The 12,206-nt window shown below is 61.0% G+C and carries 12 protein-coding genes; 3 read left to right on the top strand and 9 right to left on the bottom strand.

Going from position 1 to position 12,206, the window contains the following annotated elements:
* The first annotated feature begins 80 nt into the window (after positions 1–80).
* Positions 81–1,550, top strand: coding sequence for a mannitol dehydrogenase family protein (locus N5D22_RS16495; protein ID WP_279656802.1), 1,470 nt, complete (start codon positions 81–83; stop codon positions 1,548–1,550).
* A 49-nt stretch (positions 1,551–1,599) separates the two neighbouring features.
* On the opposite strand, the gene N5D22_RS16490 is transcribed toward N5D22_RS16495, so the two are convergent.
* From N5D22_RS16490 to N5D22_RS16450, 9 genes are all read right to left on the bottom strand, one after another.
* Positions 1,600–2,445 carry an ATP-binding cassette domain-containing protein gene (locus tag N5D22_RS16490; RefSeq protein WP_279656803.1) on the bottom strand — a complete coding sequence of 282 codons (846 nt, stop codon included), beginning with the start codon at positions 2,443–2,445 and terminating at the stop codon, positions 1,600–1,602.
* The gene (locus tag N5D22_RS16485) at positions 2,442–3,281 is read right to left on the bottom strand and encodes an ABC transporter ATP-binding protein (RefSeq protein ID WP_279656804.1); all 840 of its coding nucleotides are present in this window, start codon (positions 3,279–3,281) and stop codon (positions 2,442–2,444) included. The genes N5D22_RS16490 and N5D22_RS16485 overlap by 4 nt, the downstream gene beginning before the upstream one ends.
* Before the next feature lie 3 nt (positions 3,282–3,284).
* Positions 3,285–4,199 carry an ABC transporter permease subunit gene (locus N5D22_RS16480; RefSeq protein WP_279656805.1) on the bottom strand — a complete coding sequence of 305 codons (915 nt, stop codon included), beginning with the start codon at positions 4,197–4,199 and terminating at the stop codon, positions 3,285–3,287.
* The gene (locus tag N5D22_RS16475) at positions 4,196–5,203 is read right to left on the bottom strand and encodes an ABC transporter permease subunit (RefSeq protein WP_279656806.1); all 1,008 of its coding nucleotides are present in this window, start codon (positions 5,201–5,203) and stop codon (positions 4,196–4,198) included. The genes N5D22_RS16480 and N5D22_RS16475 overlap by 4 nt, the downstream gene beginning before the upstream one ends.
* 63 nt (positions 5,204–5,266) lie before the next feature.
* Entirely contained in the window at positions 5,267–6,871 is a 1,605-nt protein-coding gene (locus N5D22_RS16470) for an ABC transporter substrate-binding protein (RefSeq protein ID WP_279656807.1), read from the bottom strand.
* Between the two features lie 118 nt (positions 6,872–6,989).
* Positions 6,990–8,177: a Xaa-Pro peptidase family protein gene (locus N5D22_RS16465; protein WP_279656808.1), complete on the bottom strand. Its 1,188-nt coding sequence runs from the start codon at positions 8,175–8,177 to the stop codon at positions 6,990–6,992.
* A 90-nt stretch (positions 8,178–8,267) separates the two neighbouring features.
* The gene (locus N5D22_RS16460; RefSeq protein ID WP_279656809.1) at positions 8,268–8,747 is read right to left on the bottom strand and encodes a hypothetical protein; all 480 of its coding nucleotides are present in this window, start codon (positions 8,745–8,747) and stop codon (positions 8,268–8,270) included.
* Complete coding sequence (locus tag N5D22_RS16455; RefSeq protein ID WP_279656810.1) at positions 8,728–9,477, bottom strand: SDR family oxidoreductase; 750 nt, start codon at positions 9,475–9,477, stop codon at positions 8,728–8,730. Before N5D22_RS16455 ends, N5D22_RS16460 begins: the two co-directional genes overlap by 20 nt.
* Positions 9,474–10,088: a nucleoside 2-deoxyribosyltransferase gene (locus N5D22_RS16450; protein ID WP_279656811.1), complete on the bottom strand. Its 615-nt coding sequence runs from the start codon at positions 10,086–10,088 to the stop codon at positions 9,474–9,476. Before N5D22_RS16450 ends, N5D22_RS16455 begins: the two co-directional genes overlap by 4 nt.
* 177 nt (positions 10,089–10,265) lie before the next feature.
* Between N5D22_RS16450 and N5D22_RS16445 the strand changes: the two genes are divergently transcribed.
* Both N5D22_RS16445 and N5D22_RS16440 read left to right on the top strand, forming a co-directional pair.
* Positions 10,266–10,892, top strand: a complete 627-nt coding sequence (locus N5D22_RS16445) for a ribonuclease D (protein WP_279656812.1) — start codon at positions 10,266–10,268, stop codon at positions 10,890–10,892.
* 83 nt (positions 10,893–10,975) lie between these two features.
* The gene (locus N5D22_RS16440; RefSeq protein WP_279656813.1) at positions 10,976–12,205 is read left to right on the top strand and encodes a hypothetical protein; all 1,230 of its coding nucleotides are present in this window, start codon (positions 10,976–10,978) and stop codon (positions 12,203–12,205) included.
* Position 12,206: the final 1 nt, after the last annotated feature.

Here is a 12,206-nt window from a genome sequence, read left to right as displayed (position 1 = left end):
AAGGAATTCGGACAATGCGCGAAACGCCGGATAATGCGGCCACAACTTTCCCTGCCCGCACGGAGGAAGATATTGCGTCGATGGCAGATCGCCTTTCCGCAGCAGCCCTGCCGCAATTGCCGAAATCTGTCGCAATACCCACTTACGACCGCAACAACGTCACGCCGGGCATCGTCCATCTCGGCGTCGGCGCCTTTCACCGGGCGCATCAGGCGGTTTTCATCGACGATTGCCTCAATCGCGGCGAGACCCGATGGGGCGTCGTCGCCGCATCGCTGCGGAGCCCGGATACACGCGACGCGATAGAACCGCAGGATAATCTCTATACCTTCTGCCTGCGCGACGGCCAGAGCGAGCGACTGCGCATCATCGGCTCCATTCTCGAGACCATTGTCGCGCCTGAAAACCCCGAGCGATTGGTGGAACGGCTGTCCGATCCGCGTGTCCTGATCGTCACGCTGACCGTGACGGAGAAAGGTTATCTCACCAATCTCGCCTCCCGCAGCCTGCTGCGCGATCATCCCGACATCGTCCATGATCTCGCAAACCCGGGGCGGCCACGCTCCGTCTTCGGCTTCATTCTTGCCGCCACGCGGCGCAGGCGCAAAGAGGGTTCCAAGCCGCTGACGCTCCTGTCCTGCGACAACCTGCCTGCCAACGGCCATGTGCTGCAAAAGCTGCTATTGGAATTCGCCAGCCTTGCGGATGCGGAACTCGCCGCATTCATCGAAACCAATATTGCCTGCCCCTGCTCCATGGTGGACCGGATCGTTCCCGCCACCACGGATGCCGACCGGAAGGCGATTTCAGCCGCGCTCGGCTTGCAGGATGCGTGGCCGGTTGTTGCCGAACCCTATTTCCGTTTCGTCATCGAAGACCGCTTTCCCCATGGCAGGCCCGCGCTCGAGAAATCGGGCGTGGAATTTGTCGGCAATGTCGAGCCCTACGAACATATGAAGCTCAGGATGCTGAACGGTTCCCACAGCGCCATCGCCGCCATCGGCCAGATTGCCGGCCTTGCGACGGTTGCCGACGCCTGGGGTGAAAGAACCGTTCGCGATTTCATCGACGCCTATTGGCGCGAAGTCGGCCGGACGCTGGATCCGGCCGTCAACGGTGCGGAATTCGCCGCCGGCCTGCGGGAACGTTTCGCCAATCCCTCGCTGCAGCACAAGACCATGCAGATCGCCTCCGACGCTTCGCAGAAAGTGCCGCTGCGCATTCTTGGCCCCTTACGCGAATTGCTGGAGGAAAAGGCCGAAAGCCGCGCCGTCATTCTCGCCGTCGCCCTGTGGATCAGGTCCTGCGCGGACAGGAACGAAAAGGGAGAGCCGATCACCATTCTCGATCCGGCATTCAGGGAGTGGGATGCGCCCGACCAGCTGGAAATGGCCCCGGACGATGTTGTCGACCGCTTCCTCGCCTTCAAACGCACCTTCGGCGACGATCTGCCCGGCAACGAGACCTTCGTCGCGGCCCTGAAGGCCGCCTATCGCGACATCCGGCGGCAGGGCGCGCTCGCCGCCATCGACATGTTTCTGCAGCCCTGAAAAAGAGCAGGCCGGAAACCCGGCCTGTCCTCAACTCGATGCCCTGCGCTTAAGCCGTGGCCGCCTGCCGCGCCGCCTTGCGGCGCTCCACGCGGGCGCGGATGGCGTCGACATCCGTAATCGGCGTCGCGGCAAAAAGCTGGCGCGTATAGGGGTGCTTCGGATCGGCGAAAAGTTCCTCGCGCGTGCCCTGCTCGACCGCCTCACCCTTGGAGATGACGAGCACGTCATCGGCGATGTAGCGCACCACGGAAAGATCGTGGCTGACGAAGACATAGGTCAGCTCGAACTCTTCCTGAAGGTCGGCGAGAAGGTTCAGCACCTGCGCCTGCACCGAAAGATCGAGCGCGGAGACCGGCTCGTCCAGCACCAGCAGCGCCGGGTTCAGCATCAGCGCGCGCGCAATGGCGATACGCTGGCGCTGGCCGCCGGAGAACATGTGCGGATAGCGGTTGAAATGTTCAGGGCCGAGGCCGACCTTCACCAGCATGGCTTCGGCCCGCTCGCGGCGCTCGGAAGCCGGTATTTTCGTGTTGATGACCAACGGTTCCATCAGCACGTCGCCCACCTTCTGGCGCGGATTGAGGCTGCCATAAGGGTTCTGGAACACCATCTGCACCTTGGAGCGCATTGCCGTATCGGGACGGCGCTTGGCGATATCCACCGGCTTGCCTTCGATCTTCAGTTCGCCGCCGGATGCCGGATCGATCAGCGCGATGATGCGGGCAAGCGTCGACTTGCCCGAACCGGATTCGCCGACGATGGCGAGCGTCTTGCCGCGCTCGACGGCAAAATCGATGCCCTTGAGGGCCTGAACCGTCTTGGCGCCGCCAAAAATGCCGCCGGGAACGTGATAATGGCGGGTAATGCCCTTGCCTTCGACAACAATGCTCATTGAACGCCCTCCTTGCCGAAGAAATCGGAAACCGTGGGCAGACGGTCGCCGGTGGCATTTTCCGGCAGGGCCGAAAGCAGTGCCTTGGTATAGGGATGCTGCGGGGCCTCGAACAGGCTTAAGACATCCGCCTCCTCCATCTTGCGGCCCTTATATTGCACCACGACGCGATCAGCGGTTTCCGCCACAACGCCCATGTCATGGGTGATGAGGATCAGCGCCATGCCATATTCTTCCTGCAGATTCATCAGCAGATCGAGGATCTGTTTCTGGATCGTCACGTCGAGCGCGGTGGTCGGCTCGTCGGCGATCAGGAGGCGCGGCTTGGAGGCGATCGCGATGGCGATCATCACACGCTGGCACTGGCCGCCCGACATCTGGTGCGGATAGGCCTTGAGCTTGGTTTCCGGCTCGGGAATGCCGACGGCACGGAACAGTTCCAGAGCGCGGGCGCGGGCGGCGGCACCGCTCATGCCAAGATTGAGGCGCAGAACCTCCTCGATCTGGAAACCGACCGTAAAGGACGGGTTGAGCGAGGCAATCGGCTCCTGGAAGATCATGGTGATCTCGCGGCCGATCAGTTTGCGGCGCTCCTGCGGCGACATGGCCAAAAGGTTCCTGCCGTCGAAGGTCATCTCATCGGCGGTAATCATCGCCGTATCGGGCAGAAGCCCCATGACGGCGAGCATCGAAACCGACTTGCCGGAACCGGACTCGCCGACGATCGCCAGCACTTCGTGCTTGTCCACGGAAACATCGATCCCGTCAACGGCCGTGAAGGCGCCGGTGGCGGTGGCGAATTTGACGGTGAGGTTCTTGATTTTCAGCAGGCTCATCGCTCAGCTCCGCTTCAGTTTGGGATCGAGCGCATCGCGCAGGCCGTCGCCCATCAGGTTGATGGCGAGCACCGAGATCAGGATCGTCAGACCGGGAAGGGTGACAACCCACCAGGCGCGCAGGATGAATTCACGCGCTTCCGCCAGCATCGTGCCCCATTCGGAGGCGGGCGGCTGCGCGCCCATGCCGAGGAAGCCGAGGGCGGCGGCATCGAGAACCGCAGACGAGAAGGACAACGTCGCCTGCACGATCAGCGGCGCAAGGCAGTTCGGCAGGATGGTCTTGAACATCAGCCGGAAATTGCCGGCGCCGGCCACGCGGGCGGCGGTGACATATTCGCGCCTGAGTTCGCTCATGACGGCCGCACGCGTCAGACGCGCGAAATGCGGCTGGTAGACGATGGCGATGGCGATCATGGCATTGGTGAGGCCCGGCCCGAGGATCGCGACCAGCACCAGCGCCAGAAGCAACGATGGAAACGCCAGGATAACGTCCATCACGCGCATGATGACGGTATCCACCCAGCCGCCGAAGAAGCCGGCGACGAGACCGATGACGATACCGCCGACAAGGGCGATGGAAACGACGACGACGCCGATGAACAGCGAATATTGCGCGCCGTAGATCAGCCGGGACAGCATGTCGCGGCCAACCGCGTCGGTGCCGAAGAAGAAGCCGGCGCGGCCGCCTTCCTGCCAGACCGGCGGGACGAGCAGCGCATCGCGATATTGCTGGGTCGGATCATGCGGGGCGATCAGCGGCGCGAAGACCGCCACCAGCACCAGAAGAATGAAGACGGCAAGACCGATGACGGCGCCGCGGTTCTGGCGGAAATAGAACCAGAAATCGGCGATCATCCGGCGGCGGATGGCGGCGTCCGAAAGGCGGACGCCGGGGGTGGTGGTCACATCGGTCATTTGTGACGGATCCTCGGATTGATGAGGCCATAGGTCAGATCGACAAGCAGGTTGACGATCATCACCAGACCCGCGATCAAAAGCAGGCCGCTCTGCACGACCGGATAGTCGCGGCGCGAGATGGAATCGATCATCCACTTGCCGATGCCCGGCCAGGAAAAGATGGTTTCGGTCAGGATGGCGCCTGCCATCAGCACGCCGATCTGCAGGCCGATGGTGGTGATGACCGGGATCATGGCGTTGCGCAGCGCATGGATGCCGACGACGCGGGAGGGCGACATACCCTTTGCCCGTGCCGTGCGCACGTAATCCTCACCCAGAACTTCCAGCATGGCCGAGCGCGTCTGGCGCGCAATGACGGCAAGCGGAATGGTGGCAAGCACCACCGATGGCAGGATGAGATGGGACAGGGCCGAGACGAAAGCGCCCTTCTGTCCCGAAATCAGGCTGTCGATCAGCATGAAACCGGTGACGGAGGGGAAGAAATACATCAGCGAGATACGTCCCGACACCGGCGTCCATTGCAGGATGCCGGAGAACATGATGATGAGCAGCAGACCCCACCAGAAGATCGGCATGGAGAAACCCACCAGCGCCGTCGTCATGGAAATCTGGTCGAACCACGAGCCACGGCGAATGGCGGCGATGACGCCGACCGGCACGCCGATGAGGGTGGCGATGATGATGGCGACAAGACCAAGCTCGACCGTCGCGGGGAAGAGCGACAGGAACTCGGTGAGAACGGGTTTCTTGGTGACCAGCGAATTGCCGAGATCGCCCTGAAGCAGCCGTCCGAGGAAGTGCAGATATTGCTGCCAGACAGGCTGGGCGAAGCCGAGCTGTTCGGCGAGCTGCGCATGCCGCTCAGGCGAAATGCCGCGTTCACCCGCCATCAGCAGCACGGGATCGCCCGGCAGGACGCGCACAAAGGCGAAGGCGACAATGGTGATCCCGAGGAATGTCGGAACGAGATAAAGAAGTTTGCCGAGAATGAACCGGATCATGGTTTTTTCCTGAAAAGACGCGCGGAAGAACAGGGTTCTTCCGCGCGTCCGGTTGTTCGGGGATTACTCCGCGATATCGACGTTTTCGAAGGTGAAGTCACCAAGCGGGCTCATGGTGAAGCCGGAAACCTTGGCGGACATCGGAACGAACTGGGTGGAGTGCGCAAGCGTCGCCCACGGAGCCTGTTCCTTGAAGATCACCTGCGCCTGCTCATAAAGCTTGGTGCGCTCGGCAACATCAGTGGTCTGCTTTGCCTTGGAAAGCAGATCGGAGAACTCCTTGTTGCACCACTGCGCACGGTTTGCACCGCCTTCGCCGGTTGCGGCGCAGGAGAGCAGAACGCCCATGAAGTTGTCAGGGTCGCCGTTATCGCCGGTCCAGCCGAGGATGACGGAACCATCGCGGTTCACTTCAGTCGACTTCTTGAGGTATTCACCCCACTCGAAGGAGACGATCTCGGCCTTGACGCCGACCTTGGCGAAATCCGACTGGATCAGCTCGGCCGTGCGGCGTGCGTTCGGCATGTAGGGACGCTGAACCGGCATCGCCCAGATCTTCATCGACAGATCCTTGACGCCAGCGGCTTCGAGAGCCTTCTTGGCAGCTTCCGGATCGTAGGCATCGTCCTTGATGCTGTCGTTGTAGGACCACATTGTCGGCGGGATCGGGTTCTTGGCAACCTGGCCGGCGCCCTGGAACACGGCGTCGATGATCGCCTGCTTGTTCATCGCCATGTTCAGCGCCTTGCGGACTTCCGGCTTGTCGAAAGGTGCAACGGTCGTGTTGTAGGCGAAGTAGGCGACGTTCAGACCCGGCTGCTCATCGAGCTTGAGGTTCTTGTCGGCGCGAATGGCGGCAAGGTCAGCCGGAGCCGGATAAGGCATCAGGTGGCATTCGCCGGCCTTCAGCTTCTGCAGGCGCACGGCGGCGTCAGGCGTGATCGCGAAGATCAGGTCGTCGATCTTCGGCGCTTCGCCCCAGTAGTCGGCGTTCTTCTGGTAGCGGATGACCGCATCCTTCTGATAGGCGACGAACTTGAACGGACCCGTGCCGATCGGCAGGTTGTTGAAGTCTTCCTTGGTGCCGGCCTTGTCGAGCGTATCGGCATATTCCTTCGATACGATCGAAGCGAAAGGCATGGCGATGTTGGCGAGGAACGGCGCTTCCGGGCGCGTCAGCACGAACTTGACGGTGTAATCGTCAACCTTGACGATTTCCTTGATCAGCGACGGCATTTCCATGGAGTTGTAATATTCGTAGGTGATGCCTGCGATATACTGGTTCCACGGGTTCTTCGCGTCGCCCTGGCGGTTGTAGCTGAAGATCACGTCATCGGCGTTGAAATCGCGGCTCGGCGTAAACTTGTCGTTGGAATGCCACTTCACACCCTTGCGCAGGTGGAAGGTGTATTCGAGGCCATCGCTCGAAACATCCCATTTTTCGGCAAGGCCCGGCTCGACTTCGGTCGTGCCCTTCTTGAACTCGGTCAGACGGTTGTAAACCGGATGCGCGGAAGCGTCGAAGGTGCCGCCGGCGGTGTAGGGCGACGGATCGAAGCCTTCCGGCGATGCCTCGGAGCAATAAACGAAGGTCTTCGCCATGGCGGGCACGGCGGAAGTGATCGCAAGCGCAGAGGCGATAAGCAAACTGCGGGTCAGCGTTTTCATCTGGTGGTCCTTTCCCTCTTTTTCTGAGTTCCTGCGGCCCCGTTCAGGGGCCTACCTCTTCTGGTCAGCAGCGACACGGGTGCCCGTATCGCCGTTCGGTCCTTTGCCTCCCGACCAATTACCCGGCGACCGGCTGAAACAGCCGGTCGAGGTTCTGCTCCGGTGGGCAGAACCAGCGCGGTCCCGCCTCCGTCATATAGACTATATCCTCGAGACGGACGCCGCATTCGCCATAAACGCACAGCATCGGCTCGATGGAAAAACACATGCCCGGTTGAAGAGCCGAGGTATTTCCAGCAACGATATAGGGTTCTTCGTGAATATCCAGCCCAAGACCGTGGCCGGTGCGGTGCGGCAGGCCGGGAACCTGATAGTCCGGGCCAAAACCAGCCGCTTTCAGACTTTCGCGCGCGGCCTTATCGACATCCTGACAGGCAGCACCGAGACGGGCAGCAGCAAAGGCCGCCGCCTGCGCGTCGCGTTCGGCGTTCCAGAGGAAACGCTGACGCTCGGTCGGCGCGCCGAAAACATAGGTGCGGGTGATATCGGAACGATAACCGTGAAGGATGCCGCCGAGATCGACCAGCACCATGTCGCCTTCATTCAACGTCTGCGCATGGGGCACGCCATGCGGATAGGCCGTCGCCTCGCCGAACTGCACCGCCACGAAAAGCGGCTTCAGGCCAAGCGCAATATGGGCGGCGTTAACGAAATCAGCCACTTCAGTGGTGGAAATGCCCGGACGCAGCCCTTCGAACACGGCCTTCTGCACGCCGTAGCTCGCATCCATCGCCGTCTGGATGAGGGCGATTTCGGCGGCGGACTTGACCTGCCGCTGGGCGACGATCAGCGGCTGTGCGGACATGATCCGTCCTTCCAGACGCTGCATCAAAGCCGATGCGAAAACAAAAGGTGTCGCTGGATCGATAGCGACAAGATGGCCGGGGCAGGAAAGCGCGTCGATACGCTTCGTCATCAGGTCGAAGGGATTTTCATCCTCTTCCCAGACGACGACCTCACCGGGGATACGGATCAGGGTCTGAAGCTTCGGCTCCTCGAAGGTCGGGCTGACATAGACCGGCGCGCCTTCCGCCGGCACGAGCGCGCCATGAATGCGCTCGGAAAGGCCAAGCGACAGACCGGTATAGTAGGTCAGCGACGATGATGCATCGAGCCAGACGGCCTTGATATTCTGCTGGATCATCCGCGCCTGAAGGCCGCGCAACCGCAACCTGAGCTCGTCTTCAGCGATCGATGGAACCGCGATCGGCTGAAACCGCTTCAGCGCCTCTTGAAAGTCTGCCATTCTCTCCCCGCCGCTTTCGGGCGCACGGACACTGACGTGCCGGCAACCTCCCAAGCGTTCTTTTGCCCATGCTTAACCACAGGTCGCAGGCTAAGCAATGGGCAGGCAGGGTGCACCATCATAAAACTGTGCATATTCATCTAGACATAACGAAATCGTGATCGACGCACGTCGGATTTCAGCGCTGATTGCCTTGACGCAGAAATCCGAAATCCCCCGGAAATCCAAGGGGAGAAGCAGCCTGCCTTTCACCGTGGCCCAAGCATGGGCAGCCGACGGCAAAACATCCGGAAATAACGGCATCCAGAAAAGGAAAAAGCCTGCCGCGGGAGGAGGTGCGGCAGGCTTCAAACTTGATCGGTGATTGGGAGGAGGAGTACCACCGATCCACATCGAGCGACGCTGGGAGGAGGAGTGCGTCGCTTCGATGATTGGAATATAGCGGTATTCGTGATTTTTAACAGAGCAAGTCTCGCAATGCAGCATTGCATTTCTGCATAGCTCTGAAATTCCTGCCCGGTTTTTCAGCACCCCCGAAATCGCGGAGCAATCAGCTTTCGCGATGGACATGGAAACCGGCAAAGGACTGGTTGACCGGCATGAGCTCGAGGCTGTTGATGTTGATATGTTTGGGCTGCGAGGCGACCCAATAGATCGTGTTGGCGATATCATCGGCCGTGATCGGATTGACGCCCTTGTAGAGATTGTCCGAGGCTTCCTGACTGCCGCCTGTGCGCACCAGCGTGAATTCCGTTTCGCACATACCGGGCTCGATCGAGGTCACCCGCACACCCTTGCCATGCAGGTCGGAGCGCAGGCCGAGCGAGAATTGCCGCAGGAAGGCTTTCGTTCCGGCATAGACGTTACCGCCCGAATAGGGCCAGTGGGCGGCCACGGACGAGAGATTGACGACAATGCCCTTACGCTCGATCAGCGTCGGCAACAGATGGTGGGTGATATTGAGGAGACCGGTGATGTTGGTGTCCACCATCGTCTGCCAGTCTTTCAGCGGCACCTGCGGTGCGGGTGCAGTGCCGAGTGCCAAGCCGGCATTATTGACGAGAATGTCGATGTCCCGGAACCCTTCCGGCAAGCCGGCAAGCGCCTTTTTGGTCGCCTCTTCGTCGGTAATGTCGAAGGCGACGCCATGAAAGGCGGCGCCGAGTTCGGCGGTAAGCGCTTCCAGCCGTTCCGCCCGCCGGCCCGTGCCGATGACCTTCCAGCCCTCCTTGACGAAGCGTCGGGCCGTGGCCTGGCCGAAGCCGGAAGTCGCGCCGGTGATGAGGATGGTGCCGCTCATGATGATGCCTCCACGATATCTGTTCTTTCAGGGTCGATCGGTGTCAGTAATTTTTCGGCCGCCGCTGCGAGACAGCGTCTGTAGGCGTCGAGATCCGTATAAAGCGCCTCCTGCGGGGCGTCGCCGACGATGATGACGCCGCCGCGCCGCAAGATGCCGCCATGCAGCATGAGATTGTCGACCATGTCGAAATTCTCGATCGACAGCCCGTCCGGCCCGCGATACCGGCCCGTTTCATCCAGGGTGGCGACGCCGCCATAATGCGCCTTGATGCGGGTGAAGTGATTGGCCGCGACATTGGTATAGGCGAAAACCGGCTTGCCCAGCGCGCACATGAAGCCCAGCTCGTAGCTTGTTCCCGTATCGGCGGCGATGCCGCGAAACGGCGTGAGGTTGGCGATCACCGCATCCGCTTCCAGCATCATCTGCTCATCGACGGCATTGATGTTGCAGCCGTGGCCAACTCTGGTTTCCGCCGGCGGGATCTGCAGATCGCCCGGCGAAAGCGGTATAAAACCGGCGTCCCGCGCAAGCGACGCCTTGAGATCGAGCATTTCACGCGCGTTCGGGAGGAAGACTTCCGGTCCGGCGAGATAGATTTTCTTTGTCATCGGGAATTCATGCGATCTGTGAGAAAAGGATTTCCCGAACCTAACCCGGGGACTTTCGCAAAGGCAAGTGCCAAGGGCGCGCAGCGTGACGCGCCCGACGGGCCGATAAAACGGTATCGTCCAGCCTTTCTTTCCGTTATAGCCGGAGCGACAAACTGGAAATTTCTGGAGCAAGACATGGCAGCACCCATCCGTTACCACGAAGGCGATATTTCCGCCGAAGATGCCGCGCGTTACACCGGCGCCATCGCCATCGATACGGAAACGCTGGGGCTGGTGCCACGCCGCGACCGTCTCTGCGTTGTCCAGCTCTCCCCCGGCGATGGCACGGCGGATGTCATCCGCATCGCCGCCGGCCAGAAGGAAGCCCCGAACCTGGTCCGGATGCTGGCCGATCCGGCCCGCCAGAAGATTTTTCACTATGGCCGTTTCGATATCGCCGTTCTGTTCCACACCTTCGGTGTGACGACCACGCCGGTCTTCTGCACCAAGATCGCCTCGCGCCTCACCCGCACCTATACCGACCGGCATGGGCTGAAGGACAATCTGAAGGAAATGCTGGAAGTCGATATTTCCAAGGCGCAGCAATCCTCCGACTGGGCGGCCGAGACCCTGTCGCCTGCGCAGCTCGAATATGCCGCCTCCGACGTGCTTTACCTGCACGCGCTGCGCGACAGGCTGACGGACCGCCTCATCCGCGACGGCCGTTTAGACCATGCCGATGCCTGCTTCGCCTTTCTGCCGACCCGCGCGAAGCTCGATCTCCTCGGCTGGGAAGAAACGGACATTTTCGCCCATAGCTGAGCGTTCTCCCGCACGGTTTAAGCACTGATTTACCGAAATTGCCTATTCTCGGCCGCAACTTTGGGCGGCCGGGGACTTTCCAGATGATTACTCCGCTACAGCAGACGGCGGGCATTGCAGTCAGCGATCTCATGCGGTCGATGGTCGAGGCCATCGAGGACCGGCAGCGCGAAGAGCAGGAAAAAGCCAACGGCATCCAAAAGGACGATGCGGTCAAGACCCAGCCGCAGCCGGACGAAAGCCATCGCGTCGCCAATGAAAAGATAAGCGCCTATCTGTTCGGCATCATGAAGCCGGACGCCGATGCTTTTGCCGCACTTGTTTCCCGTTTTTCCTCCGCGCTGGGCATCACGCAGGAGACCGACGAGTCGAGCTTCTCCTTCGCCCGCAGACTTCAGGATGCGCTGACGCTGACCGACAGTTTCGAAAAAACCGATGCGCAGGGAAAAGCCACGAAGATTTCCCTGACATCCTTCGGTGTTTCGGAGGGACAGGTCGTCGAGGTGCTGAACAATGGCGTCAACGCCAAGACCGATCCCATGGCCGCCCTCGCCGCCCGTATCGCAAAAAGCGCCGGCCTGACGGGCGCGGAAGAGAATTTCGGCGATGAGATGTCAAAAGCGATCATGGCGATGCGCGCGACCTTGCCGAAAAATGTCAGCGATCTCGAGGAATCCACCGGGCTCAAGCAACTCGGCATTTCCGCCAGGCAGATGATCGCGGCCATCGCCAACCCCTATGGGGACGAGGCGCGCGCCGTCAAGGGCGCTTTGGACGAACAGGCGCAGGGCACCCGCTTCATGACGCGTGAAACCCTGAAGGTCATTCAGCGTCTCGAAGATGTCGCCGATCCGAAAACCAAGGAAGAGTTGCAGGCCGAGCGCGGCGAAGAGCGCATCGGCAAGATCAACGATGCCGAAGTGAAGGCCGAGCGGGAAGAGGACATCAAGGCCCGTGACACGCAGGGCAAGCTTGAAGACGTACAGGAGCTTCAGGAGGTCGTGAAGGAGCATATGGATGCTTCCGGCGAGGAGAAAACGGAAGACGCCGACCCGCAGGCGCCGGCCGACATATCCTCGGAGACCGCCCTGATCTCCGTCCTTGCGGCTATTCCCGCCGAAGACGCCGCCCCCGCTGCGAACGGAACTGAACCTTCGGAGACGGACGCGGCGGCCACGCCGGCCGATGCGGAAGACGACGCCGAAAAACTGCTCGATGCACAGGCGCTTGTCGATGACGCCCGCACCGCCATTCTGCCGATTTCGATCGACGACAACGGACTTTATGAACTGCTGAAGAAAAAGGCGGCATGAT

It is taken from the genome of Agrobacterium sp. GD03872, assembly GCF_029840625.1.
GTDB classification, from domain to species: Bacteria; Pseudomonadota; Alphaproteobacteria; order Rhizobiales; family Rhizobiaceae; genus Agrobacterium; species Agrobacterium fabrum_A.
This window is presented reverse-complemented; position numbering and strand designations above follow the sequence as displayed.

Coding starts and splice junctions, on each gene's coding strand:
- N5D22_RS16495 (WP_279656802.1), top strand. CDS start 81: ATGGCAGATCGCCTTTCCGCAGCAGCCCTGCCGCAATTGCCGAAATCT.
- N5D22_RS16490 (WP_279656803.1), bottom strand. CDS start 2,445: ATGAGCATTGTTGTCGAAGGCAAGGGCATTACCCGCCATTATCACGTT.
- N5D22_RS16485 (WP_279656804.1), bottom strand. CDS start 3,281: ATGAGCCTGCTGAAAATCAAGAACCTCACCGTCAAATTCGCCACCGCC.
- N5D22_RS16480 (WP_279656805.1), bottom strand. CDS start 4,199: ATGACCGATGTGACCACCACCCCCGGCGTCCGCCTTTCGGACGCCGCC.
- N5D22_RS16475 (WP_279656806.1), bottom strand. CDS start 5,203: ATGATCCGGTTCATTCTCGGCAAACTTCTTTATCTCGTTCCGACATTC.
- N5D22_RS16470 (WP_279656807.1), bottom strand. CDS start 6,871: ATGAAAACGCTGACCCGCAGTTTGCTTATCGCCTCTGCGCTTGCGATC.
- N5D22_RS16465 (WP_279656808.1), bottom strand. CDS start 8,177: ATGGCAGACTTTCAAGAGGCGCTGAAGCGGTTTCAGCCGATCGCGGTT.
- N5D22_RS16460 (WP_279656809.1), bottom strand. CDS start 8,747: ATGTCCATCGCGAAAGCTGATTGCTCCGCGATTTCGGGGGTGCTGAAA.
- N5D22_RS16455 (WP_279656810.1), bottom strand. CDS start 9,477: ATGAGCGGCACCATCCTCATCACCGGCGCGACTTCCGGCTTCGGCCAG.
- N5D22_RS16450 (WP_279656811.1), bottom strand. CDS start 10,088: ATGACAAAGAAAATCTATCTCGCCGGACCGGAAGTCTTCCTCCCGAAC.
- N5D22_RS16445 (WP_279656812.1), top strand. CDS start 10,266: ATGGCAGCACCCATCCGTTACCACGAAGGCGATATTTCCGCCGAAGAT.
- N5D22_RS16440 (WP_279656813.1), top strand. CDS start 10,976: ATGATTACTCCGCTACAGCAGACGGCGGGCATTGCAGTCAGCGATCTC.